The organism is Alteribacter salitolerans, assembly GCF_016901055.1.
GTDB lineage: Bacteria > Bacillota > Bacilli > Bacillales > Salisediminibacteriaceae > Alteribacter > Alteribacter keqinensis.
Genome location: NZ_JAFEUX010000004.1, coordinates 241,735 through 267,718, shown reverse-complemented (window position 1 = coordinate 267,718; position 25,984 = coordinate 241,735). Strand labels below are relative to the sequence as shown.

The window sequence follows — 25,984 nt, the reverse complement described above, 5'->3', positions numbered from 1 at the left end:
GTCTGTTACCACAGGGATAAACATAAACAAATGAAAACAAGGGTATAGGATAGAAAAGGAATTAACTCTGTCATTGAGTTATAATAAATAAAGAGCATCTCCTAAAAAGATAAAGAGAGAGGGAGAACACGATGTTAAAACGGCTGCAGATAATCGTTTTTCTGGCAATTATAATTGCAGGACTTCTTATAACAGGCCAATTATGGGAAGGGTGGCTCTTCGGATGGGCCTCCATCTTTTTTTCACTCACGGCCTTCTTTATAGCGGTCGTTATTTTCCTTGAAAACCGAAACCCGACAAAAACCCTTGCATGGCTCATGGTTCTCGGGATCTTTCCGCTTCTCGGCTTTATATTTTACCTCATGTTCGGTCAGAATCACCGGAAGCGCAAATCGTTTACAAAGAAAGCCATCATGGATGAACAGGCGTTCAGTAAAATTGAAGGAAACCGCCCTCTGGATGAAACCCAGCTGGGCTTAATGCTGGAAAACCAGCAGAAGCTGTTCCGGCTTGCGCACCGCCTGGCCAACAACCCGATCTCGTTTCAGACCGATACCCGGGTATTAACGGATGGGAAAGAAACATTTTATCATATTAAAAGAGCACTCCAGTCTGCCACCGATCACATTCATCTGGAATATTACATCGTCCGGGACGACGAACTGGGATGTGAAATTAAAGATATTTTAATTGCAAAAGCAAAAGAAGGCGTGGAGGTCCGATTTTTGTTTGATGCTGTAGGATGCTGGAAGCTTTCAAAGGCGTACGTATCCGAACTTCGGGATGCCGGAGTTCAAATGGTTGCCTTTTCACCTGTTCGTCTGCCATTTTTTACAAACAAAATCAACTACCGCAATCATCGAAAAATTATTGTGGTCGATACAAGCTATGCCTTTATCGGGGGACTGAATATCGGCGACGAGTACCTTGGAAAAAGCAGTTATTTTGGACACTGGCGCGATACGCATCTTCTTGTAAGGGGAGAAGCGGTAAGAAGTCTTCAGCTGATCTTTTTACGTGACTGGTATTATGCAACAGGTGAAGCGGCTTTAAAACCAGGCTATCTGTCACCGACGCTTCCTGATGGCGAGCATGAGGGAGGCGTACAGATGATTGCAAGCGGGCCTGACAGCCGCTGGGAAGTGATCAAAAAGCTGTTCTTTACGATGATTACTTCGGCAAAGCGGTCGATCTGGATCGCCAGCCCCTACTTCATTCCCGATGAAGATATGCTGTCTGCCATTAAGATCGCGGCGCTTGGGGGAATCGATGTCCGCATTCTTGTACCGAGCAAACCGGATAAGAAGATTGTCTTTCATGCATCACGCTCCTATTTTCCGGAGCTTTTGGAAGCCGGAGTGAAAATTTACGAGTATAACAGAGGGTTTATGCACAGTAAAATTATTATCGTCGATAATGAAATTGCATCCATTGGAACGGCAAATATGGATATGCGCAGTTTTCATCTGAATTTCGAAGTGAACGCCTTTTTGTACCGTACGAGAAGTGTGGAAAATTTAGCCAGTGACTTTGTTTATGATATGGAACATTCCACAATTATCCGTCAGGAGGCGTTTGTGAAACGGTCCTTCTACTATAAGCTTGTGGAATCAACATCAAGGCTTATGTCACCGTTGTTGTGAATAATAATGAGCATTTCCTGAATACTGGGGGGTGCTCTTTTTCATTTGGTGTCAATAATCCTTTGAATTAGGTGATTGCAGTATCATCTATACTGCCCTGGCATTTTATATAAAAAAAGGAGATGATGTGATGGGTATTTTAATGATGCCGGTATATGGATCAATGACCAGTACTCCGAATCTTGAAGTTGATGTTGACACAGATGATAATGTTGATTTTACAGTTGAAGGTCCCGCACAGGGGGTTGTACTGAACACTGCAGACGATTCGATTACAATTGAAACACAGGGTGTATATACAGTTACTTTTTCTACAGTCGCATTAATATTTAATAACGGAGAAAGTACTGATCTTACATTTAATATTAGTATTAATGGAAGTTCTGTTACTCTTTCACAAGTACGATCAAGCCCTTTTGGGGAAGATTCGCCAGAGGACTCTATAAGGACAACTTTATCCAGAGTCGACCATTTTTTCCTTAATGAGGGAGATGTGATTCGGGTATTATGTACAAGTGCAACTGATAATGCTTTTTACGTAAATGCATCACTTACAGTGACGAAAGTGGGTTTTTAGTGACTTGAAGAGCTGCTGATCAAACTTGGCAGCATTTTTACATAATAATCGCCGGCAATTTAACCTTAAATAGAAAAGACCCTTTTGAACGTACGTTCGTATGTTGTATAATAAATGTAACAAAAAAGAGGAGGGTTTTATGCTCACAGCACTTCGTCATGACGGCACTCTTTTGTCTCTATGTGATGGCTGGTCCAAAGGAGAGCTTGAGAAGGAGAGGGAACATTCGCGGTTTTTCTGCCCCGATTGTAATAACCCTATGTACCTGAAGCTCGGGATAAAAAAGGCGTGGCACTTTGCCCATATGCATTCCCAATCCTGTACCGAATCAATGAAAAACGAGTCTGAATCTCATACTCAGGGCAAATGGTTGCTCTTTGAGTGGCTGGGACAACAGCAACTTGACCCCAAAATTGAGCAGAGAGTGTCTGCGCTGAATCAGCGTCCTGATCTTCTTTTCAGTGCAAATCAACAGAAATACGTGATCGAACTTCAGCATTCGACTATTCCCTGGAACACGTTTATGAACCGGCAGAGCGGCTACATAAACGAAGGATACCATGTCCGCTGGATCGGGTTAACGAACGACACTTCACTACCAGCCTGTTATGTAACCCCTTTTACTACCGTGGATGGATTCTTTGTTTCGTATCCTCCGCACGAACACCCCCTCACGCTCACTTCCTTTTACCTGAACCCCTTTACCGGCACTTTCTTTCAATATCAGCCCATACTGTACCTTTCACCTGCAAAAGCTTTTGTCTGCACATATGTAAACGAGACGTTTTCTTACAGATCTCTCTTCCATTATGATGATCCAAGCAGCTCTTTTACCTGCAGTGTCATGAACTATTATTTTTTTCTATGGAGTAAGGAAACCGCAAAAGCAAGGAGGAAGCCCTCTGTGTATCGAAAAGGAAAGGCAGAAAAGCGAATTGCCTGTCTGCTTTATTACCATCACCTTAACCACAGAGATTTCCCTGCTTTAGCCAGGGTTCCAATCCCTTCGCAGTTCTTTATGGTCACCCCTCCTCACTTATGGCAATCATGGATCATCCTGGCGTTTATCCATAAACGAAGCCCGGGGTCTGTGTTTTCCATTCAATCGCTTCAAACTTCCTTCAAAAAAGAGCTTCATCACTTTGAAATCCGTTTGCTTCCTTTTAATAAAGACATCATGATTCAGAGGCTGCTTACAGAGTATCTGGATATTCTGGCCTTTTTTGGTGTGGTAAAAAAACAAGGACCGGTCTCCTATGAAATTCTGTGTCATCTTACCCTCCAAAAACCTATGGAAACCCTCCGCCGTGATGATGAATATATTCTTGAAAAAGTCAAAGGATATTGGAAGGAAAACTGGGTGCCTGAATTTAAGAAGGAGTGATTATTTCGGATATAAAAATAAATTTCATATTTTAGAAGGATTTACCGGCTGTGTCTCGAAGTATAAGGAGTATCGTTTTGCACTTTTTTAAGTGGGAAACGCAAATTTTTTCCGGAGGTGTCCACCAGTGGCAGAACAATCAACAGCATTACCTAAACGAGATGAAATTCCTGTGGAATTAACATGGGATCTGGAAGATATTTTTGAAACGGATGAGAAGTGGGAAGAAGAGTTTAAAGAAATCAAAGCAATGATTCCTAAAATGAAAGAGTACAAAGGAAAGCTTGGTGATTCAGCAGAAACCCTTTACGAAGCGCTTAACTATCAGGACCAGATCTCTGAGAAACTGGGCCGTGTTTATACATACTCTCATATGCGCTATGATCAGGATACGACAAACTCTTTTTATCAGGGGTTAAATGACCGTGCGTCCCAGCTTGTGTCTGCTGCCAGCAGTGAGGCGTCCTTTATTACACCGGAGATTTTGTCCATCCCTGAAGAAAAGCTGGAAAGCTTCCTTGAAGAACATTATCAGTTAAAGCTTTATAAGCACATGCTTAATGAATTAAATGAAAACCGTCCCCACGTTTTGAGTGAAAGTGAGGAAGCGCTCCTTGCCCAGGTAAGTGAAGTCACAAGCTCACCTTCAACGACGTTTGGCATGCTGAACAATGCGGATATGACGTTTCCGGAAGTAGAGGACGAAAACGGAAAGAAGATGGAAGTAACACACGGACGTTACCTGCGTTTTCTTGAAAGCCCCGACCGAAAAGTCCGTGAAGAAGCATTTAAAGCGGTTTACAGCACATATGACAAATATAAAAACACATTCGCCAGTACACTCAGCGGGAACGTGAAGAAGAATCTTTTTAATGCAAATGTACGTAAGTTTGATTCTGCCCGTCAGGCGGCATTAAGCAGCAACCACATTCCCGAGGTCGTTTACGATCAGCTTGTGGATACGGTAAATGACAACCTCCACTTGCTTCACCGTTATGTTGACCTTCGCAAACGGGCACTAGGTGTTGATGAACTTCACATGTACGATTTGTACACGCCTCTTGTAAAAGAAGTGAAGATGGACATTCCGTATGAAGAAGCGAAGGAACTTGTGAAAAAAGGTGCACAGCCTCTTGGCGATGAGTATGTGAGCATCGTTCAGGAAGGGTTTGAACAGCGCTGGGTCGATGTGGAGGAAAACAAAGGGAAGAGAAGCGGAGCCTATTCATCCGGGGCATTCGGTACGATGCCGTACATTTTAATGAACTGGCAGAACAACGTGAATAATCTGTTTACTCTTACACACGAGTTTGGTCATTCCGTACACAGCTATTACACGCGGAAAAACCAGCCGTTCCCGTATGCCAATTACTCTATTTTCGTTGCGGAAGTGGCGTCCACATGCAACGAAGCCCTTCTTAACGATTACATGCTAAGTGTCACAGAAGATAAGCAGGAGCGTTTGTACCTGTTGAACCACTTCCTCGAAGGATTCAGAGGAACGGTCTTCAGACAAACGATGTTCGCTGAATTTGAAAAGCTTATTCATGAAAAAGCAGCTGACGGAGAGTCACTGACTCCTGATACGCTTACAAAAACATATTATGAATTAAACAAAAAGTACTTTGGAGACAATATTGTGATCGATGAGGAAATTGGTCTTGAATGGGCCCGTATCCCTCACTTCTACTACAATTTCTATGTGTATCAGTACGCAACCGGGTACAGTGCGGCTACAGCGCTGGCCAAGCAGATTCTTGAAGAAGAGGATCCGGCTGTTACCCGCTATCTTGACTTCCTGAAGGCAGGAAGCTCGGATTATCCAATCGAAGTACTGAAAAAAGCAGGGGTAGACATGACGTCTTCAGAGCCGATTAAAGAGGCGATGAAAGTGTTTGAAGAAACACTGACGGAGCTTGAAAACCTGTTGTTTGAAGATAAGTAATTTAAAAAACCCAAAGGAGACGGGCAATGGCTCCACGCGCTGCTCGCCCGACACGAGAAACCCACTCGTGCAGGGCTTTCAAAAGAGGGCAGCGGCTCCGCTGCTTCAAAGGGCGGTTCATAAGGCATAATGCCACCTTATGAACCGCCCTTCTTTTATAAAAAATTCGTCTTGTTAAACTGCTTAAACCCTTTAAACCGGTGACGTTGATTAATGATATTGATCGTAAACAAAATAGATCCAAGAAGCATAGGAATGCTGATCCATTTTGGAAAAAGCCCCATAAGACTTAGGATTAAAAGACAGAAACTGATCAGGATAACTAAAATCCCTGTAATGATTAAAATCCCCTGCATACTGGCCATCTCCCTGACTCCTGAAGTTTCTATTCATTTTATGCCTGGACAGTTGAGAGTAGTACAGCCTGTGTAAAACACAATGTCCGCATTAAAGAAGTGCAAAGAGCAGCAATCATCAAAGAGAAAAGGCCGGGAGCTTCCTCCCGGCCTTTTGAGATTGTATCAAGTTTATCCAACATAACGCCACAGGTTTCCGAACTTAACCGGAACGCACTCGACCTTCTGCTGAATCTGCAGCTTTTTCATTTCCCGGTCTGCTTCCTCGCACGTCATGTCAAACACAACAGCGATTTCCTTTGAAGCAACGAGGGTATAAAACTTAACGAAACGTTCAACCGAGATCGGCGGACATTTCTCAGGCTCGAAGCCGAGCATGTCAGTAATGATATCCACGTAAACCGAGTAATCGTACAGACCTGGAACGCTTAGTCCCGGTTCATCAACATTGTCGTTAAAGAAAACGAGGGTGGGAAGGGACTGAACGTCCATTTCCTTTGTTGTGCACGCGTCAGCCTTAAGCGCTTTTGCAGCGCTCTCAGAGTGCAGGTCGCACTTAAATTCACCAATATCGAGACCTTTTATCTTCTCTGCGCATTTAATGAGGACCTCTTCATCAGCGATGTTCTGTTTGTGCAGAAACAGTGCTTCCCTTAAAAGACGAAGATACTTTGATCCGACAGCACCACCCTGAAGCTCAGCCGCTTTAACGGCAAGTGAGGCGTTATAGGGCATGGATATCGGCTGCTCATACCAGACGTCTCCGTCACAGGGCATACCTGTGCGTGTAGCTGTTTCGTCATAGGACTGAGCCATCTGTTTCTGATGACGGCTGTTTTTCGGGTTTGTGCAAGGGTTCATTTTTTTCAATTCGTAGCCAAGGAACGTACGGATTTTAAAGTAGTTCGCATACTCCATCTGAAGCTTTTTTATAATAGGCTCCAGTGCCCAGCATTCGGGGCAGAGGGGATCGATAAACATATAAATTTCGAGGGGTTTCTTCCCCTGATTCTGAATATAGAATGAGGATGGCTCCTCCGGACAACAGATCCCTAAGTCGTCATAGCATACGAAGTTTCCTTCTTTGGTTTTCATGTGTCGTCCCTCCTTAAAAAGGAGTGTCTTACTCCATTGTATTGACCATATGATTGGCAGTCTGAGTGAGCCGTTCTAAAAAAGCAGATCTGAACGGTTCTTCCAGTTCTATTTCGTCCATTGCTTGTTCCATACAGGCAAGCCATCGTTTTGCACGTGTGGGAGTAATCTCAAAAGGCATGTGTCTTGCCCTTAACATCGGATGACCGTGTTCTTCAGAATATAGAGGAGGACCTCCCAAAAACTGGGTTAGAAACTGCTTTTGTTTTCGCGCCGTTTCCGTGAAATCATCCGGGAAAATCGGAGCGAGTTCTTTATCGAGTGCTACGTTAGTATAGAACACATCGACGAGCTGTTCCAGTTTTTCGCCTCCGATGATGTCGTAGGGTACTCTTGCTTGGTGACTCATGGGTTTACTCCTTTAATATCTTTAATATCTTTAATGTAGCCTTATTGTAGCAAGCATATAGGTATTGGGCAACAAATGTGATTGTGAGATGATGTACATATGAGGAGGAAAATGGCAAAAAAAAAGAGGACGGCCGATTTTTGACGGCGTCCTGATCTTAAGCTTTGGTGTATGTACTCATTACCTTTGGTACATAGGCTTTCGTTTCTTTAAATGGAGGTATGCCCCCGTATTTATCCACGTTGCCCGGACCGGCGTTATAAGCGGCAAGGGCGAGGGCGGTGTCACCGTTATAGCGCTTCAGCATGCTTTTGATGTAACGGGTTCCGGCATCGACATTCTGTTTGGGATCATAGATGTTCGTGACTCCAAGCCCTTTGGCTGTTTGGGGCATAAGCTGCATTAAGCCTCTTGCTCCGGCGTGACTTGTTGCATCAGCCCTGAAATTGGATTCGTGCTTTACGATGGCATAGATGAGCTTTGGATCAACGCCATGCTTTTTCCCCGCTTCCTCAATCAGGGGCATCCACATGGCCTCGCTGCCTGACACTGGCTTTGGAGCAGAAGGTTTATTTATTGCAGGCACCTCAGGCTGGGCAATTGAAGCTGTCTTCATAGCAGGAATTTCAGCCTTTGGAAAAGAAGAAGTAAGAACCTGTTGAAACGTCTGCTGTGTCACAGGCTTCATTGACTTTTCAAGGCGCTCTCCAAGCTGCTGAAAGACTTTCCACTGATAATGGTCGTTTTGAATGTTCAAAGGCTTCCGCTCCCCGGATTATAGTTTGTGTAACTGTTCGTAGAAACGGTGAATCTTACTGATCGTTTGTTTTTCTTTAATACCGTGCTTCTCCAAAAGAGAGAAGAACGCTTTTTTTCCGGCTGATTCTTCTGCACATTCAAACTCCAGCTCATAGTCTGTTACGTTTACATATGTGCTTTTATCCAGAACGAGAAGTCCGCCGTCCACTTCCTTTTCCAGCCGGTCAGTTGAAAGACTGCCAAGATAGGCAAAAGACGTTTGTTGGACTTCGAGTGTTTTCTGAATCTGCTCAAGAACATCGCCTGAGGGGAGAATGCTGATTGTTAGGGCCGCATCAGCCTGATCTGATGTGAGTGTCTGATGCGTTTCCAAAAGCCCGCTCTCCAGGGGCTGTTTAAGGGTTAAAACAAACCGGTCTTTCTTTTTTCTGATACGCAGGGCAGAACCGTGCTGTTTCAGCAGAAAGTCCGGCGTGTCAAAATAGTGATTGGTCTGTGAAAAAGGGGCCTCTTCAGCTGTAAAATAAGCGTTCCTGAGATTTTTGTATTCCTCTTCGGTGAGGAGGTTTTTAAATTCGATTTCAATTTCCTGATTCATATTTTTCACCTTCTCATGTATCTTGCGTCTTCGTTATTATTTCACACAGCAGGATTGAATACAATGAGGCTTTTTTTGATGAAAACAGGGTATTATTAACGTAGACAAGGGAATTATGATAAACTTATGAACGAAATGATTTATGTTTTTGGAGGTATATACAATGAATAATTCATGGACAATTTCAGAGCTTGAACGTACAGATGACAAGCTCACGGTGAGAGTAGAAACGGATTTGGACGCCAGTGCCCTCCATACGTTTCAGGCGAGCGGCCAGATGCTTGCCGACAGTGATGCGAAGACGTTTATTTACATAATCGAAGACGACAGTTCTTTTACATACATCCGCTTTCCGGCCGGGTCCTGGGAAGCACTTCAGAGCGTCAGAGATGACCTCCCCGTCGTCCTTGAACTGATGGCACAAAACAAAGAAGCGGTTCAGCTTGAGCTTACCGGCTTCTGGACCGAAATTGATTACCTTGTCGATAATATCGAAGGCAATACGAACTACGGCGACGAGATGATGAAAGCCGTGGAAAAGGCGTTTAATCGAAACGAGTCGTAATGCTAACCAACCGCGGTGGTGATTGGATTGAAAGAGTGGGACGTAATGCTTGCTCCATATAAGCAGGCAGTTGATGAATTGAAAGTAAAGTTTAAAGGCGTGCGGGAGCAATATGCCCATTCTCCCCGCCATACGCCCATTGAATTCGTAACCGGCCGAGTGAAGCCGGTTTCAAGTATTCTGCAAAAAGCCAAGCGAAAACAGATTCCTTTAAATGAACTGGAAGGGAACATGCAGGATCTTGCGGGCATACGGATTATGTGCCAATTCGTAGGGGATATCGACACCGTTGTTGAGCTGATCAAAATCCGTAATGATTTTAAAATTGTTGAGGAAATAGATTACGTGAAGCACAAAAAAGAAAGCGGGTACCGCTCGTATCACATGGTCCTTGAGTATCCGGTGCAGACCATTGACGGAGAGAAACCGGTCCTGGTGGAACTTCAGATCAGGACCCTTGCCATGAATTTCTGGGCTACCATTGAACACTCCCTCCAGTACAAATATTCTGGTCAGATTCCCCGTGACCTTGAGGAGCGTCTGCACCGGGCATCAGAAGCGGCCTTCCGACTTGATGAAGAGATGTCACAGATCCGGGGCGAAGTAAGGGAAGCACAGAAGATTATTTCATCAACGACAGACTCCATCCATAAACCGAACTCGAAATGAAAGGATAATGGCTGATGAAATTTATGGTCACGTCAAGGGGCGACAAAACGTCAAATGCAATAGCCCAGAAAGTGAAAACGTATCTGCATGAATTTGCTCTTACCTACGATCGTGAACATCCTGATGTTGTAATCAGTGTAGGGGGAGACGGGACGCTTCTTGAGGCGTTTCATAAATATGCCCACCGCCTGGAAGACACAGCATTTGTCGGGGTGCATACGGGACACCTGGGCTTTTATGCGGATTGGCAGCCCGATGAGGTGGAAAAGCTCGTGATTCATATTGCGAAAACCCCGTTCAAGGTCGTGGAATATCCTCTCCTTGAAGTGATTGTCCGCCATAACGGTGAGCGGAAATCCGAGCGTTTTTTGGCGCTGAACGAATGTTCTGTGAAAAGTACAGAGGGCTCTCTCGTGATGGATATTGAAATTAAGGGAGAGCTGTTCGAAACCTTCCGGGGCGACGGTTTGTGCCTGAGCACCCCTTCTGGAAGTACGGCTTACAACAAAGCTCTGGGCGGTGCGATCCTGCACCCGTCCCTGGCATCGATTCAGCTTGCCGAGATGGCATCGATCAATAACCGGGTGTATCGTACGATCGGGTCCCCGCTCGTTCTGCCCCAGCATCATACATGTCTGTTAAAGCCCAAAAACGATGTGGATTTTCAGGTAACCATCGATCACCTGACGCTTTTGCAGCAGGATGTGAAGTCGATTCAATGCCGGGTGGCAGAGCAGAAAGTGCGCTTTGCCCGCTTCAGGCCGTTTCCGTTCTGGAAAAGAGTCAAGGAGTCGTTTATTAATGAATAACAACCGTTTATACGTAACGTGGGAGGTCTCTTTGCATTGTGACGGAGATCTCCTTCGTACGTTTCTGCGAAAAGAAAAGAGCATGTCCAGAAAAACACTGGCTGAAGTGAAGCATGGTGGCGGTGCGCTTCTCGTTAACGGGGTTGAAAAAGGGGTACGGGAACGTTTACGTTCAGGTGATATAGTGACGGTTCTTTTTCCACCGGAAAAGGTGAGTGAAGCGCTCACCCCATTGCCGATGGAGCTGGATGTTATCGCTGAAGACGATCACATGCTTGTGGTAAACAAGCCCGCCGGACTTCCAACAGTACCTTCTTCAAATGACCCGGGACGGTCTCTTGCTCATGGCGTGATTCATTACTATCTTGAGCGGAACATTCCTTACACGTTTCACGCCGTAACCCGCCTCGACCGGGATACGTCAGGACTCATGATCATTGCGAAGCACCGCTACGCCCATGATCAGTTTATGAAAGCTGGGATTAAAAGAGAATATGTGGCGCTCGTGGAAGGTCATCTGGAGGAAACTGAGGGAACGATTGACGCCTCTATAGGACGGAGAGACGGAAGTATTATTGAACGTGAAGTGAGAGAAGATGGTCAGCGTGGGGTTACTCACTACACCGTTATGAAGCTTTTGGACGATGCAACACTCGTGCGGGTCAGGCTTGAAACGGGGAGGACCCACCAGATCCGGGTCCATTTTTCCTACATCGGTCATTCTTTGCTGGGAGACACCCTGTATGGCGGAAGTGACGACTTTATCCCCCGTCAGGCGCTTCATTCGGCAGCGCTGATGTTTGTTCATCCTTTTACAGGAGAAAAGCATGAATACGAAGCGGTGATGCCGGAAGATTTGACAGATGCCTGGAATAAAAGAAGACTCTCACCGTGATGGTGAGGGTCTTTACCTATTCATTCTCCCTTAAAAGTGATTCATTCACCCCTAAAGTCAAATTATAATCATCCCTAGGGATGATTAATTCGCTCATAAGGCCATTTAATTCCCCCCTCTTGAAAATGCAACCTTAAATCCAGAAATGCCATCGATCACTCCCCGATCGGACGGAATTTCTCCTCCACGTAAGGCAGCCCGGACGGTACGCTTACAAGCTCCTTTTCCGGCCATCGGAAAATCGTGAGGCGGTTGCCGAACACACACCCTGTGTCAATGTTCACCGTATGATTTAAAAACCGCGGCTCCCGGACCGGCGTGTGTCCGTAAACCACGTATGTGTCATGGGTATATTCCTTTGCCCAGTCACGGCGAACCGGGCGTCCATCCGGGTGGGTGCCCCCGGTGATGTCCCCGTATAGCACAAACGTCTTTACTTTCTTGCTTGTTTTTCCGATGAAATCCCCACGTATACCTGCATGTGCGACCACGAGCTTCCTGTTATCCAGGATCAGATAAAGAGGAGATCCTTCCACCATCCGATTAAACCCTTCAGAAATAAATGTATAGTCTTTAGTCTTAAGCTCTTCCAATTCGGCAACGGTCGTCTCCAGCCCGTGTTTTTTCTGAACATTTCTTCCTAAAAAGTAGCGGTATAATTTATCACAATGGTTTCCGGGACAATAAAGAATCCGGTCTTCCTTCCAGTTTTTAATGGCAAAGCGGAGCACACCAACCGAATCGGGCCCGCGGTCGGTAAGATCCCCAAGGAACACAAGGGTGCGTCCTTCAGGGTGGGAAATACGTTCATCACCATCAATCTGATAGCCTGCTTTTTTAAGTAAAGCGATCATTTCATCATAACAACCGTGTACATCACCGATAATATCAAACAAGAGGGCTGCCTCCTTACATAGGTCTGCTTTTTTTATCCTATCATGGAATGATTTCAAGTACGAATGTGAAAGTAGGAATTGACAAACGGGCACCCTTTAGCTACGATTGAAACGTTTTTTACACCACGGTACTTGTATAGTCATGCATGAACTGCCGTGGAAGTATCGTTACATAAAAAGGAGAATGAGATGGTCACTGAACCCGTTGCTCATCCAGTATTTATTTTTGCCATTGCTATGGTTATCTTTCTCATTTCGCCGCTCATTATGACCCGGTTTCGGATACCTGGCATTATTGGTGTCCTTATCGCAGGTATGATCATCGGGCCGAACGGGCTCGGGATTCTTGAGCGAAATGAAACAATCGTTATATTAGGAACCGTCGGACTTTTATATATCATTTTTATTGCCGGACTTGAAATTGACTTGGACGGGTTTAAAAAGTACAGAAGAAGAAGTATTGAATTCGGACTTCTGTCCTTTTTTATCCCGTTTGTGCTTGGAACCTTGCTTGGATTGGTTTTGGGCTATTCCATATGGTCCGCTGTCCTCCTAGGCTCGCTGCTGGGGTCACACACTCTTTTGGCTTATCCCATCGCAAGCCGGATGGGGATTGCAAAAAACCGCGCAGTGACGACCACCGTTGGGGGCACGATCCTCACAGATACGCTTGCCATGCTTGTCCTCGCCATTGTGGCAGGGGCTGTGCAGGGAGAACTGACTCTCTGGTTCTGGGTCCAGCTCATTGTCAGCCTGGCCGTTTTTTCCACGGTGATTATTTTCGGTGTTCCCTACATCAGCAAACGGTTTTTCATCAAGCTGAGTGGGGGCGGGTCACTCGATTACGTGTTTGTGATGAGCATTATGTTTCTTTGTGCTTTCTTCGCAATTTTGGCAGGGGTTGAACCGATTATTGGCGCTTTCCTTGCAGGCCTTGCCCTAAACCGTCTTATCCTTGAGAACGGAGCGCTTATGAACCGGATAAAATTCGTCGGAAACGCCCTGTTTATCCCGTTTTTCCTTTTATCGGTGGGAATGCTTATGGACTTCAGGATCCTCCTCGAGTATCCTTCGTCCATTATTCTGGCGCTGTCTATCGTGGTGTTTGTGAATCTGGGCAAATGGCTCGCTGTGTTTATTTCCGCCAAGCTGTACGGTTACAGTTCACTAGAGAGGGAAGTCATGTACGGCCTGAGTATTCCACAGGCGGCAGCTACGCTGGCTGCAACACTTGTGGGCTACGAACTGGGGCTGTTTGACGTGGCGGTTGTCAACGGTGTGATTATTATGATCCTTGTGACCTGTATCACCGGGCCGAGCCTGACCGAGCATTTCGGCCGGAAGCTTGCCTATGTGGAAGATACCGGACCTGTTAAAGAAGAGCAGGTACCTGAGCGGATTTTAATTCCCATGGCCAATCCTGAGACGATGGATAATCTTCTTGAGCTTGCCATTACGCTGAAAAATCCACTCTCAACCGAGCCCCTGTACCCGATGACGGTTGTTCAGGGCGGCAGCGAAAACAGGGAAATGAAAATTGCCCAAGCTGAAAAAATGCTCGGTCACGCAGTTGTGTACGCCTCAGCTGCCGATGTTTCTGTGACACCTCTAACAAGGGTAGGGAATAACCCTGCAAAGCGGATCTCCTATGCGGTAACGGACAACCGCATTTCAACGGTGATTGTCGGCTGGAACGGCCAAAAAAGCGGGGCCGGCAATATGTTCGGCAGCGTCATTGATGACGTGGTCGAGTACACCGACAGGCAGGTTCTCGTCTCCAAGCTGTCACATCCTCTGAATGTGACGAGGAGGGTAGTTGCAGTCGTTCCGAAAGGCTTCGATCATATGAGCGGTGCCGATGAAGCATTCCGCACGGTTAAAATGCTGGCGAGCCGGATCGGTGCAGCGCTCTTTGTTATTGTTGTTGGTGATCAAAAGGAAAAATACAGAGACCTTTTTGCCGGCATCAAGCCTGCAATCACTACACAAGTGGAGCAGATCCACGAATGGATTGACTTAAAAGAGCATTATTATGACACGTTTAAAGAAACGGATCTTCTTGTAATCCTGAGTGCCCGCAGGGGGACCGTAAGCTGGCACCACCGTCTTGAGCGTTTGCCGGTTTATATTCAAAAAACAAAGATCGTAAGCTTTATCGTGCTGTTTACGAAAGAAGCTGCCGTCGATGACCGTGGTACAAAAGGGACCGTCATCAGCAGGGATTTTACGAATAGATAAAAAAGGAGGCGGTCTGCCTTCTTTTTTTATGGAATGATTTTTCCTGTTAAACGCACCCTATGTAAAAAAGGAGGCTGTCTGCCGTGAATATGGAAGAACCAATGGTACAATGTCCGAATTGCCGCAACCACTACCCGATCCAAAGCGTCCTCACCGCTCAGTCAAATCAAAATGTTATTTTTGAGTGCCCGGACTGTGACTACGAAAAGAGAAACATCCAGACGAGCAAAGGGTAATGGAGTAAAATGTGTGATTATAGGAGTCAGCTTTTCTTCAGCCAATTTAATGGTGTAGGTAAACGATTCAGCTTCTCTTCAATTGATTTAGTCCAGGAACAAGAATTTTACCTGTACGAATGTTTTATTTCATCGATCAGCCTGTATTATTCAGTGAATTCTGCTATAATGGACAAAGATTAGTACCAACTAATAATACTAGCTATATAATTTGATGAGGAGGCTCTACGATGAATCTTGATTTATCAAACCGCACATATGTTGTGATGGGAGTAGCAAATAAACGGAGCATCGCCTGGGGAATTGCCCAGTCACTTGCCAATGCAGGTGCAAGACTGATCTTTACATATGCAGGAGAACGCCTTGAGCGAAACGTACGACAGCTCGCTGAAACATTGGAGCGTGATGATTTTGTCATCCTTCCATGTGACGTTACCAATGACGAAGAAGTGGAAAAAACGTTCCAGGATATCGAAAAAGAAGTCGGCACCATCCACGGGATCGCTCACTGTATCGCTTTTGCCAACCGTGAAGAGCTCGAAGGAGAGTACCTGAACACCACACGTGAAGGCTTTCTTTTAGCCCAGAATATCAGTGCGTACTCACTCACTGCTGTAGCCAAGGCCGCACGCCCGCTCATGAAAGAGGGAGGAAGCATTGTGACACTCACGTACCTCGGTGGTGAGCGTGTGGTGAAAAACTACAACGTGATGGGGGTAGCAAAGGCTTCTCTTGACGCAAGCGTGAAGTACCTTGCCAACGACCTCGGGAAAGAAAACATCCGTGTAAACGCTATTTCAGCAGGCCCGATCCGTACTCTTGCTGCAAAAGGCATTGGCGGATTTAACGAAGTCCTTAAGGAAATTGAAGAAAAAGCACCGCTTAAACGTACAGTTACCCAGGAAGAAGTAGGCGATACAGCTCTTTTCCTAATGAGTGACATGTCCCGCGCTATCACAGGGGAAATGCTCCATGTGGACGGGGGATACAGTACAATTGGCTTAATGTAATCGCCCGAAATTAGTGAAGCCGTCCAGACCAATTCCATCCCTCGGGCATATGCTTATACAGAGAGGGATCTCAAACGAGTAAGGTGTCTGGAGGTGAATGGAATGGGTTACGGCGGCGGTAGCGGTTTCACACTACTAGTTGTTCTATTCATTTTGCTGGTAATCGTAGGTTCAGCTTACGTTTGCTAATAAAGGAAACGAGTGTCTCAACCGAGATGCTCTTTTTTTGCTCTCATGAAGATGCTCACAAAATCACAGAGGGTCAGACCCCGGGAAAAGACCCCGGGAAATCATTTCCCGGGGTCTGACCCTCTGTGAGGTTTTTCACCTGTTTTTTAAGTAGTGTTCGATGAGACGGTAATATTCTTCTTCTTTCCCAAGGTCAAACCGGGTGCCTTTGACTTCCAGTGCCTCGCACGGACTGGTCTTTAGCATACTCCGGATCCCGTCGGTGAGCTGGATTTCCCCGCCTGCCCCGGGAAGAACAGAATGAAGGCAGGAAAAGAGCTCAGGTGTGAACACGTACCGCCCGCAAACTGCGAGATCGGAGGGAGGATCAACCTTTGGCTTCTCCACGATATCTGTTATATCAGACGCTTCCCCGCTCTGTGCCTGACCTGGTTTAATCACACCGTACTGATGCAGAGCAGCCTTCTCCATCTTCTGAACAGCAACGGTTGATTTCCCAGTTTTATAAAAACGCTCAACGAGCTGCTCCAGAGCCCCTACGCCACCACCGGTTACAAAAAAATCATCGGGCAGCAATACGGCAAACGGTTCCCCGTGGGCAAAACGCTCCCCGAGTAAAACCGCATCCCCGAGTCCCCTGGCAAACGGCTGGCGTATATATTGTATATGAACTTTAGGCAGGGTCGTTTTTTCAAGCAGGTACTCCTTGTTATTAATCGCAAGAAATGCCTCCAACTCTAACGACCGGTCAAAATAATCCAAAATCACGTTCTTATTTCTCGAAACAATAATCAGTACCTCTTCTATACCTGCTGCAACCGCTTCCTCGACAATGTAGTGAATCGCTGGCTTTCCTGCAATCGGAAACATCTCTTTCGGCAACACTTTCGTAATGGGGAGGCTCCTCGTCCCGTATCCTGCTGCAGGAATGATCGCTTTACGAACGTTCATCATCATTCCCCCTTACTATGGTGTATTCAAAAACCAGCCCCGTGACGGTTGTACCCTGTGAAAACGGGCACCCACAATCATAGGTATCCGCACATTTTCCCAAACCTCCGCACGAACCACAGAACCGTCAGTAGGATATACCAGCAGAGATGTTTGGAAAACAAAGGGACAGGGAGGAACAAGCGTGAAAATCGCAGTTATAGGTGCAGGATATGTAGGGCTTACAACCTCGTGCGTACTGGCCGACAAAGGCAACACTGTCACATGCATCGACAAAGACCAAAGGAAACTCGAAAAACTGGCAAAAGGGCAGGTCCCCTTTTTCGAACCAGGCCTTCAGGAGGTACTGGACCGTACACTGGCAAACAACAAACTGACGTTTACAGACCAGACTGTATCAGCAGTAAAAGAAGCAGATGTGGTCTTTATCGCTGTAGGAACACCTCCTAAAGCAACCGGAGAGCCTGACCTCACCTATATAAAAACAGCAATAGACGATCTCGCCTCCGGCATTTCAAGCTACAAAACGATCGTAACGAAAAGCACTGTTCCCCTTGGAACAAACGAATGGATCTATGAAACGCTGCTTGAAAAAGCAGAGCCCGGTCTTTTTGAGGTTGTTTCCAACCCGGAATTTCTAAAAGAAGGTACCGCCCTTTACGATACCGTTCATCCCGACCGGGTAGTAATAGGGGCAAAATCAGCAAGGGGAGCGTCTGTCGTAAAGGAATTATTTGCATTCACCAACGCCCCCGTTTATGAAACCACCCTCACAGGTGCGGAAATGATAAAGTATGCATCCAATGTGTTTTTAGCTGTCAAAATCTCGTTTATTAATGAAATTGCATCGATCTGTGACGCTTTTCATGTAAATGTAAAGGAAGTGGCTGAAGGGATCGGCGCAGATCCGAGAATTGGTCCTGCGTTTCTGCGTTCCGGACTAGGCTACGGGGGATCATGCCTGCCCAAGGATTTAAGTGCCCTCCTTTATTCTGCAGCCGGGAAACAGGTGGACGCACACCTTCTTCCTTCTGCAGCAAAGGTAAACGACCAGCAGGTAAACAGGTATACCGCCAAGCTGGAAGAAGATCTCGGGATTCTTAAGCAGAAACGAATCGCAGTCTGGGGCTTAAGCTTTAAGCCCGATACCGATGACACAAGGCATTCGCCGGCCATTCTGCTCATCCTCTCCCTTATTGAAAAAGGTGCCGAAGTCCTTGCTTTCGACCCTTTGGTAAAAGAAGTGGAAGGCATCGTTTCCCAGCATGACCTATATGAATCTGTGAAAGAAGCGGATGCCCTTATCCTTGCTACGGAATGGGCAGTCTTCAACTCAGTGGATTGGAACCGGGTCCGTTCATTAATGAAAGGAAACATTGTCCTTGATGCCCGAAATGTTCTTAACCACAGAACTGTAACAGAAGCCGGTTTAACATACCGGGCAATCGGCTCTGGACGGGTGTGAGGACAGTGAAGGTTGCCCTCATCTGTACCGAAAGTCTTCCCGCTCCCGCTGTAAAAGGCGGAGCCATTCAAATGTTTATCGATGGGATTACGCCATTTCTAAAGGAAAAATACCAGCTTACGATTTATTCAATCAGTGATCCGAATCTTAAAAACTACAGCGCTGAAAACGGGACAGAATACATTCATTTTCCGAAAGAGAGTTACGAAACAAATGTGGCAGACCATTTAAAGAGGCGGAGGTATGACGTGATTCATGTGTTTAACCGCCCGGCCAATCTTCAGCTCTATTACAATTCCTCCCCCTGGAGCAGATTTGTCCTCGGTCTCCACAATGATATGATGGCAGTTGAAAAAATCAGTAATGAAGAAGGGGCTGAAGTTGTCCGCCTCGTAAGCCGGATCGTGACCATCAGCTATTTTATTAAACAGCGTGTCATAGAACGCTTTCCGGAAGCAGCGGGAAAAACCACCGTTGTATACTCCGGTGTTGATCTGTCCAAATTTCCTCTCAGGAAGTCGGAAACAGGGATAGAGATTCGGTCGGAATACCGGAGACGCTATGAAGTGGAAAATAAAAAGGTAATCCTGTTTGTGGGGAGGCTTTCCAGGAACAAAGGTGCCCATCTCCTCGTGGATGCCATGAAAACCCTAGTAAAAAAACACCCGAATCTTGTTTTAATGATCGTAGGAGGCAAATGGTTTTCCGATGATGGCATGAACAGTTATACGAGAGATTTATACAGGCAGGCCCGGAGTTTAAGGAACCACGTAATATTTACCCGGTTTGTTCCGGCTGATGTGATCGGCAACATGTTCCTCATGGGCGATATTTTTGTATGCCCTTCCCAGTGGGAGGAACCACTTGCCAGGGTTCATTATGAAGCGATGGCTGCAGGAATACCCATAGTAACAACAAACCGCGGGGGAAACGGGGAAGTCATCCTTCACGGGCAGAACGGCTACTTGATTGATGATTACACAAAGCCCGAAGCGTTTATAGAAGGGATTGAATATTACCTGCAGGCACCCTCTCTTACGTCCTACATCACAGAAAACGGCAGGCGCTTTGTAGAAGCAAACTTTCAGTTTAAAAACGCAGCGAGACGGGTGACAGATGTCTACGACAGCCTCAACCGAACGTGAGAGTCTGCTATAATAAAAAAAGAGTCGGGGGTCTGGCCCTGTGTGGAAAAATTCACACAGGGCCAGACCCCAAAACAAACAAAAAAGGAGAGAGGCGTATGAGTTATCCAGATTCAAAAGAGACGGTTGAGCTCATTAAGAAGCTTGTAATGATTCCCAGTCCATCGGGGAATACGGATAAGGTGATTACATATGTGGAAGAGTTTTTGACGGGGATGGAAGTTGAGACGACCCGGAATCGTAAGGGAGGACTTATCGCCACACTGCCCGGCAAAGATGAGGACAGGCACCGTATGCTAACAGCTCATGTGGATACTCTCGGGGCAATGGTAAAGGAGATCAAACCGAGCGGCCGCCTGAAGCTGGATTTGATCGGCGGATATAAATACAATGCCATCGAAGGAGAGTACTGTGAAATTGAAACAGCGGGAGGCCGCACGTTTACAGGTACGATCCTGATGCACCAGACTTCTGTTCATGTCTATAAAGATGCAGGAAAAGCCGAGAGAAACCAGGATAATATGGAGCTCCGGGTTGATGAAAAAGTCCGGACGGAAAAAGACGTCAGAGCGCTCGGTATTCAAGTAGGGGACTTTGTGAGTCTCAATCCAAGGGTCGAGGTGCTGCCGAACGGTTTTATTAAGTCACGTCATCTTGATGATAAAGCAAGCGTTGGCATTCTTCTGCAGCTTATCAAGCAGGTGAAAGAAGAGAAGATTGAGCTTCCGTATACGACTCACTTTCTTATTTCAAACAACGAAGAAATCGGGTACGGCGGAAACTCCAATATTACACCTGAAACAGTTGAATACCTTGCTGTGGACATGGGGGCAATGGGGGACGGCCAGCAGACCGATGAATACACCGCTTCTATATGTGTAAAAGATGCAAGCGGTCCATATCACCTCGGCCTTCGTAAAAACCTCACTGAGCTGGCAGAAAAGAACGGGATCGGCTACAAGCTCGATATTTATCCGTATTACGGATCCGACGCCTCTGCTGCGATCCGTGCGGGACACGACATCGTCCATGGTCTTGTAGGACCGGGAATCGATTCGTCCCACGCTTACGAACGAACGCATATCACGTCCATTGAAGAAACTACAAAATTGCTCTATCACTATTTGCAGTCGGAATTAGTATTATAAAGGGATCTTCCGATCTAGTTGTATGATCTTAGTAATTCAACGATACATTCCGCTGCAGGCGGGCGCATTCCGCTGGCATCACTTCAGCCTCCTGAAAGAGCGCCCTGCGGGGTCTTCAGTCGATGCTGTTCCCGCAGTTTGTTAGCTTTTCTGTCAAACAGTGAGGCTTTTGCGGTAGCCTTCCATTGTTCTCAAATACTCACTCGATTTTAACAATTTAAGAAACAGCGATAAAAAACCGCCCGGAATATAACCTTCCGAGCGGTTTCGTTTTTTTAACGGTCCAGCGACTCGTTTCTGTAATTCTGGATTGCTATGGTATCTTCTTCAGTATCAATATACTGAACAAGCAGTTCATCCCCCGGCTCAATAAACAAAGCCAGCTGCGAACGGTTTACAGGGACAGTAAACACCTGTTCTTTTCCTTCAAACAAAATCATCACAATCGTTCCGTCCTCATCTGTGGACTGGGTTACACGCTCGACGGTAAGGTTTTCTTCCACCTCATTGGCCATATCAGTGGGAATGTCAATGTCCTCATCAAGACCTGTAGCAAGGAAGTTCTGGTATTCGTTAAACACTTCCCGGCGGGAATCGGCATAGACCACACGTCCGGAATCAGCGTGGACGAGGGCGATCTTCTGGAAGCCGTTGTTTCGGTCAACTACCGGAACAACCCATGTGTACTGTCCGTAAACAGAGTAAAGAACCGGCTGGGTTCCGATCCACTGCTCACGTTCAAATGCACGGTCCACACGGTCGCGGGCTGCGTTACCGTTTAAGATCCCCCGTGCTTCCTGACCTCCGTAATAGGTCATTTCACCGGTTCTGGCATTGATCATAGAGAAACCGACCATCGTGTTTCCTGAGCCCCGGGGCCTTTCGTGATCGACAAACCAGTACATATCTTTATCAGCATTAAATACCCCGATCATTTCATTTCGGCGGGGCTCGTGAACGCCGTCCCTTCCGATGAAACGATTAATAAATCCTCCGCCGTACTGACCAAACCAGGTAGCATAGTTAAGGGCCGTCATTTCAGATATCCCCTGGTCGATAAACTCCGGCATATCATCAAGGTCGTACCTTTCCATTTCTCCGGATACAGCATCAAGAACGACAACGCCATCCGCTTTATTGCCGTGTCTGAAAAACTCATAATAGCCATAGGAAAAGACATAGTACGGATGACCGTTTTCATCGGGCTCAAACGATTCACTTACGATGATGATGTCTTCATACTCACTTCGGACCATTCGCTTAGCATTTTCACCGAAGTAGGCGCTGGGTACATAGGCCATTTCATACGTGTCAACAAGCTCGGCCTGGTCGTTCGGATTTTCCGCTGACACTTTAATGTAACCAGGGACGTAATCAGTAGTAAACCAGCGGAACAAGCCGTCAAATTCAATTGGACTGACCCAGTAGAGTTCGTCATCAATTTTTTGAATGCTCGATTCCCCGAGGTGATAGCGGGCGGAATTGTCCAATTCACCAAACACGATTTCCGAGCGGTAACGGGCATTTCCATAAGGAACAACACGGATGTTCTCTTCACTGGCGCTTTCCATGACGTCCATTTCTACAGTGGCCTCTGGAAGGATGTGCCGGTCCTGTGCAGTCTGTGCGGGATACACAATCCACATGTAAGCCATCCCGGCAGCAAGAAGGCATCCGAGAATAAATGCACCGCGGTTGGACAACGTTGATTTTTTCTCATAGTAATAGGACAGGGAAGCTGAGGACAAGAGATTCAGAATAATAATAATGGCAAAACTGCTGAGGATTCCGTGCCACGTCACATCTATAAGGCCAACGTAAAAAATAAAAAAGCTTACGATTACCCCGATTATGTAGCGTGAAACATTTTCATAAAGAAAAAAACGTGAACCTTTCTTTGTTTTAAACGATGTTATCCATAAACCCGGAATGGGATTAAGAAAAAGAAGTGCGGTAAGTAAGCTGTAAATAAACATCTTGTATGAACTCCCCCAAAATTTTAGTAAAATAGCTTCTCCAGTATATACGAAGATCGGGGAATAAGGTTTCGTTTTGGGAGGAATCAGGGGGGATACTAAACGTAGAATGGTGGTGACTAACTGTAGAAAAGGGGGCTGTAACTGTAAAAAAGCGTGAACGATATGTAGAAATGATGGAATAAAGTGTAAAAAAAGGTGCAGCACCTATGAGAGTCGTACCCGGCGGTAGAAGAGAGCTGAAAGAAGTGGCTAAACGTTAAATACGTGCTGCTAACTGTAGAAACGCTGATCATAACCGTTAAATAGCTAGTTTCTTTACAAAACAGCGTTTGTAAAGAGAAGGTATACCAGTGATGTCCTGCACCACTGGAAAGAGAAGGATCTGAAACAAAAAAAGCGGCACATAAGGTGCATTTTACCCTATGAACCGCTCTCTGAAGCAATGAAGGAAGTCATTGCCAATAAATAACTTATCAAAATACGATTAACTTACCCGGCGCTTCCGTTGCTTTGTCTGGTTTGCCATAAACAGCTTTGGAGATGCGGGCGGATTGTTTGTATATTTGTAAATGTGTTCAGGTTCTTCAACAACTTCAACAACTTCAACAAATTCAGAAACTTCATCAATCTCGACAACTTCACCAAGTTCGACCGGTTCAACCTCTGCAGATTCAACAAGTACAGTACCTTCACCAAGTCCGAGGGGCTGCCCGGTTTCTATATTATGTGCCATTTCTTTCCACACTGTAAGAATATCGCTTACGACCCGTATCCATTGGAAACGCTCCTCGGCCAGCTTACGGCCGTTTGCCCCCATCTTCTGTGCATTCCCGGGATCTCCGAGTATTTGTGACAGTTTATCAGCAAACTCCTGAGGGTTCTCAGGGTTTTCAATTACAAATCCGTTTACACCGGGGTCAATGACCTCAGGGTTACCGCCCCGGGCCGTCGTAACAATCGGAAGACCGGCCGCCATCGCTTCATAGTGAACACGGGCAAGGGGCTCCTGCCACTGTGAAGGACAAACGAAAACGTCGGCAGCGGCGAACCAGCGCTGGATTTCATTGGGATCCACGAATCCGGTTGTAATAACAGGAACCGGCATCCGCTGGGCCAGCGCCCGTACGTATGCGACGTAGTCTGTAACATTGTTGTCACTGAACCATTTGCTCCCGACCAGGACAAGGGCAATGTCTGAATGTTTTTTTGCCAGAATTGGAATGGCCTCAAGAAGAACATCGGCTCCTTTGTTGGCTGAAAGCCGTCCGGCAAACATGATGACCTTTTTTGAACCGAGGTTGTGCTCCGAACGGACGGCATCACGAAGCTGTTTTCCTTTTGAAGTGGAGGCAGGGACAAACTGATTTAAGTCGACACCGGAATAGATGGTCTTAAGCTTCGGAGCCGCTTCAGGGTAGTCTTTTACAATCGACTGGCCGATATAGTCACTGATTGTAATAATTTTATCCACTTGAGCGACAGCCGCCGCCCCTTCCTCAGGAGAAATTTTCTCTCTTTTAAACATGTCATTGTGCATGCTCAGGATAAGGCGCGATTTTGGTGCTGCGTTTCTCACAGCTTCAACGAGGCGTGGACGGTTAAAGATATGAATCACGTCATACGTTTCTTCTTTTAACACCGCGGCAATACCGTCCCGGTACGTTTCAAGAAGTCCGCCGGGAACACGGATGTATTTTACACCTTCAGCGGTTTCCCGGTCGGCAAGGGCTTCGTCCGACCGTCCGTAAACAGTAATGTCATGGTGCCTTTTTAATGATGGCAGGGCACCTGCAATGTAGGTCTGTATAGCGCCGCCGCGAATAGGGGGAACCGGGAGCTTTTCAGTACAGATAATCGCTATTTTCATTTCAGGATATCCCCTTTCAGCTTTCGGAGCTCTTCAATGGCAGGCCATTTGGACTGGTCAGTTGTGGCGATTCGCTGACATAAGGCGTCCAGGTTACCGTCCATAAACAATTCCGGCTCATAAACCATTTCTTTTACGTTTTTATAGAACTCGTTTGGCAGGCTCATATCAATCAGAAGGAGGTCATAAAGATCAGGATCGATCGGGTGTGACTGGTGATAGGCTTCAATCATCCCTCTCATCCAGGTTACGTCCCAGTTTCCGATGTCGTCCATCGTTCCTGTAATGAGCTTGCGGAGGTCACGGATTCCAATATCGTATGCTACACCGTCCAAGTCAATGATCCACATACCATCGGGTCCGGACTGCCCGTTTGACCAACCGTAATCCTGGTGAACAAGGCCCCAGTCTTTATTTCCCCGGGCGGCAAGAGTGGTGTAGTTGGATTGAAGCAGCTGGTCACGGGCAATGACAGCCTGGCGTTCAAACTCATCGAGTACAGACAGAATAGTTGAGGCTGCCGGCATCTCATGATACGCATTGGCGATGTTTCTGAACCAGCTCATCTTTTTCACAACTTTTTCGTACGTCTTTGGCCAGCGGTATAGCCGGCTTGCATTTTCAGCACCGGTGGGAGGGGTATAACCTTTGGACAGGGTGTGAAATTCTCCAATCGCGTGACAGAGTGCTTCGGCACCTGCAAGATCTTTGCTGACTGGGACGAGTGGTTCAATCCAATCTGCAACGAACCATATTTTTCCTCCCGCGATCACATAAGGCAGTCCTTCCTTACTGTGAATGATTGCCGGTATCCGTGCCTTTTTCTCATGAACGAGATATTCCTGTGCATAAATACTGAACAGACTCCTGGTAGGGCGGCGGTGAAGAATTTTTAAACTCCGCGGTCCGTGATTCGTTTCAATCTTCCAGATGAGTCCTCCTTTATCGGCCTTTGTCGTGATCACTTCCATGGATGATACAGTCATATCGTATTGGGCAATGACGTCCTGCGCCATATTCTCAATGTATTCCGGTACAAAAAACTCCGGCAGTGTTCCATCAAGATCCCAGGGAGTGATGAGTTGATCGGTCATAATATCTCCTCCTGGATAAATGTCTCCCTCTACTATATTCATCCGCCTGTAAATTGTTTAGA

Annotated in this window: 25 protein-coding genes; 15 read left to right on the top strand and 10 right to left on the bottom strand. The window is 46.3% G+C overall.

Annotated features, from left to right (window positions below; genetic code table 11):
• Positions 1-131 precede the first annotated feature (131 nt).
• From cls to pepF, 4 genes are all read left to right on the top strand, one after another.
• Positions 132-1,643: a cardiolipin synthase gene (gene cls, locus JSY36_RS09975; RefSeq protein ID WP_205166273.1), complete on the top strand. Its 1,512-nt coding sequence runs from the start codon at positions 132-134 to the stop codon at positions 1,641-1,643.
• A gap of 130 nt (positions 1,644-1,773) precedes the next feature.
• Positions 1,774-2,220 (top strand): hypothetical protein, encoded by a 447-nt coding sequence (locus JSY36_RS09970; protein ID WP_205166272.1) that lies wholly within the window; start codon positions 1,774-1,776, stop codon positions 2,218-2,220.
• Positions 2,221-2,359: 139 nt separating this feature from the next.
• Positions 2,360-3,604, top strand: a complete 1,245-nt coding sequence (locus JSY36_RS09965) for a competence protein CoiA (protein ID WP_205166271.1) — start codon at positions 2,360-2,362, stop codon at positions 3,602-3,604.
• Between the two features lie 127 nt (positions 3,605-3,731).
• Positions 3,732-5,549 carry an oligoendopeptidase F gene (pepF, locus tag JSY36_RS09960; protein WP_122897402.1) on the top strand — a complete coding sequence of 606 codons (1,818 nt, stop codon included), beginning with the start codon at positions 3,732-3,734 and terminating at the stop codon, positions 5,547-5,549.
• 155 nt (positions 5,550-5,704) lie between these two features.
• On the opposite strand, the gene JSY36_RS09955 is transcribed toward pepF, so the two are convergent.
• The 5 genes from JSY36_RS09955 to JSY36_RS09935 form a co-directional block, all read right to left on the bottom strand.
• On the bottom strand, positions 5,705-5,914 hold the full coding sequence (locus JSY36_RS09955) for a hypothetical protein (protein WP_236784709.1): 210 nt from the start codon (positions 5,912-5,914) through the stop codon (positions 5,705-5,707).
• Positions 5,915-6,076: 162 nt separating this feature from the next.
• The gene (locus JSY36_RS09950; protein WP_205166270.1) at positions 6,077-7,000 is read right to left on the bottom strand and encodes a ClpXP adapter SpxH family protein; all 924 of its coding nucleotides are present in this window, start codon (positions 6,998-7,000) and stop codon (positions 6,077-6,079) included.
• A gap of 28 nt (positions 7,001-7,028) precedes the next feature.
• Entirely contained in the window at positions 7,029-7,409 is a 381-nt protein-coding gene (locus JSY36_RS09945) for a globin domain-containing protein (RefSeq protein WP_122897400.1), read from the bottom strand.
• Between the two features lie 157 nt (positions 7,410-7,566).
• Positions 7,567-8,166 carry a lytic transglycosylase domain-containing protein gene (locus JSY36_RS09940; protein ID WP_236784708.1) on the bottom strand — a complete coding sequence of 200 codons (600 nt, stop codon included), beginning with the start codon at positions 8,164-8,166 and terminating at the stop codon, positions 7,567-7,569.
• Positions 8,167-8,184: 18 nt separating this feature from the next.
• Entirely contained in the window at positions 8,185-8,766 is a 582-nt protein-coding gene (locus JSY36_RS09935; protein ID WP_205166269.1) for a CYTH domain-containing protein, read from the bottom strand.
• 163 nt (positions 8,767-8,929) lie between these two features.
• Between JSY36_RS09935 and JSY36_RS09930 the strand changes: the two genes are divergently transcribed.
• The 4 genes from JSY36_RS09930 to JSY36_RS09915 are packed head-to-tail and all read left to right on the top strand — an operon-like array spanning position 8,930 to position 11,704.
• Entirely contained in the window at positions 8,930-9,331 is a 402-nt protein-coding gene (locus JSY36_RS09930; RefSeq protein WP_122897398.1) for a UPF0738 family protein, read from the top strand.
• 27 nt (positions 9,332-9,358) lie between these two features.
• Positions 9,359-10,000: a GTP diphosphokinase gene (gene yjbM, locus JSY36_RS09925; RefSeq protein ID WP_272873281.1), complete on the top strand. Its 642-nt coding sequence runs from the start codon at positions 9,359-9,361 to the stop codon at positions 9,998-10,000.
• A gap of 14 nt (positions 10,001-10,014) precedes the next feature.
• Complete coding sequence (locus JSY36_RS09920) at positions 10,015-10,809, top strand: NAD kinase (protein WP_205166268.1); 795 nt, start codon at positions 10,015-10,017, stop codon at positions 10,807-10,809.
• Entirely contained in the window at positions 10,802-11,704 is a 903-nt protein-coding gene (locus JSY36_RS09915; protein WP_205166267.1) for an RluA family pseudouridine synthase, read from the top strand. The genes JSY36_RS09920 and JSY36_RS09915 overlap by 8 nt, the downstream gene beginning before the upstream one ends.
• A gap of 155 nt (positions 11,705-11,859) precedes the next feature.
• Here the strand turns inward: JSY36_RS09915 and prpE are convergent, their stop codons facing one another.
• Positions 11,860-12,600 (bottom strand): bis(5'-nucleosyl)-tetraphosphatase PrpE, encoded by a 741-nt coding sequence (gene prpE, locus JSY36_RS09910; RefSeq protein WP_205166266.1) that lies wholly within the window; start codon positions 12,598-12,600, stop codon positions 11,860-11,862.
• 189 nt (positions 12,601-12,789) lie between these two features.
• Here prpE and JSY36_RS09905 point away from each other — a divergent pair, with 189 nt between their 5' ends.
• The 4 genes from JSY36_RS09905 (at position 12,790) to JSY36_RS09890 (ending at position 16,273) form a co-directional block, all read left to right on the top strand.
• Positions 12,790-14,838 carry a cation:proton antiporter gene (locus tag JSY36_RS09905; RefSeq protein WP_205166265.1) on the top strand — a complete coding sequence of 683 codons (2,049 nt, stop codon included), beginning with the start codon at positions 12,790-12,792 and terminating at the stop codon, positions 14,836-14,838.
• An 83-nt stretch (positions 14,839-14,921) separates the two neighbouring features.
• Positions 14,922-15,074, top strand: coding sequence for a hypothetical protein (locus JSY36_RS09900; protein ID WP_183163844.1), 153 nt, complete (start codon positions 14,922-14,924; stop codon positions 15,072-15,074).
• A gap of 230 nt (positions 15,075-15,304) precedes the next feature.
• A complete protein-coding gene (fabI, locus tag JSY36_RS09895) occupies positions 15,305-16,084 on the top strand; it encodes an enoyl-ACP reductase FabI (protein WP_205166264.1) in 780 nt (259 codons plus the stop codon).
• Positions 16,085-16,186: 102 nt separating this feature from the next.
• Positions 16,187-16,273, top strand: coding sequence for a YjcZ family sporulation protein (locus JSY36_RS09890; RefSeq protein ID WP_122897391.1), 87 nt, complete (start codon positions 16,187-16,189; stop codon positions 16,271-16,273).
• 135 nt (positions 16,274-16,408) lie between these two features.
• On the opposite strand, the gene JSY36_RS09885 is transcribed toward JSY36_RS09890, so the two are convergent.
• On the bottom strand, positions 16,409-17,224 hold the full coding sequence (locus JSY36_RS09885) for a UTP--glucose-1-phosphate uridylyltransferase (RefSeq protein WP_205166263.1): 816 nt from the start codon (positions 17,222-17,224) through the stop codon (positions 16,409-16,411).
• 184 nt (positions 17,225-17,408) lie between these two features.
• Between JSY36_RS09885 and JSY36_RS09880 the strand changes: the two genes are divergently transcribed.
• The 3 genes from JSY36_RS09880 (at position 17,409) to JSY36_RS09870 (ending at position 20,982) form a co-directional block, all read left to right on the top strand.
• Positions 17,409-18,689, top strand: a complete 1,281-nt coding sequence (locus tag JSY36_RS09880; protein WP_205166262.1) for a nucleotide sugar dehydrogenase — start codon at positions 17,409-17,411, stop codon at positions 18,687-18,689.
• 5 nt (positions 18,690-18,694) lie between these two features.
• Positions 18,695-19,834 carry a glycosyltransferase gene (locus JSY36_RS09875; protein WP_205166261.1) on the top strand — a complete coding sequence of 380 codons (1,140 nt, stop codon included), beginning with the start codon at positions 18,695-18,697 and terminating at the stop codon, positions 19,832-19,834.
• A gap of 98 nt (positions 19,835-19,932) precedes the next feature.
• A complete protein-coding gene (locus tag JSY36_RS09870) occupies positions 19,933-20,982 on the top strand; it encodes a M42 family metallopeptidase (protein WP_205166260.1) in 1,050 nt (349 codons plus the stop codon).
• A gap of 275 nt (positions 20,983-21,257) precedes the next feature.
• Here JSY36_RS09870 and JSY36_RS09865 read toward each other — a convergent pair whose 3' ends face one another.
• The 3 genes from JSY36_RS09865 to JSY36_RS09855 form a co-directional block, all read right to left on the bottom strand.
• The gene (locus JSY36_RS09865; RefSeq protein ID WP_205166259.1) at positions 21,258-22,958 is read right to left on the bottom strand and encodes a hypothetical protein; all 1,701 of its coding nucleotides are present in this window, start codon (positions 22,956-22,958) and stop codon (positions 21,258-21,260) included.
• Between the two features lie 487 nt (positions 22,959-23,445).
• Positions 23,446-24,828 carry a glycosyltransferase family 4 protein gene (locus JSY36_RS09860; RefSeq protein WP_205166258.1) on the bottom strand — a complete coding sequence of 461 codons (1,383 nt, stop codon included), beginning with the start codon at positions 24,826-24,828 and terminating at the stop codon, positions 23,446-23,448.
• Positions 24,825-25,922, bottom strand: a complete 1,098-nt coding sequence (locus JSY36_RS09855) for a CotS family spore coat protein (protein WP_205166257.1) — start codon at positions 25,920-25,922, stop codon at positions 24,825-24,827. Before JSY36_RS09855 ends, JSY36_RS09860 begins: the two co-directional genes overlap by 4 nt.
• Between the last annotated feature and the right edge of the window lie 62 nt (positions 25,923-25,984).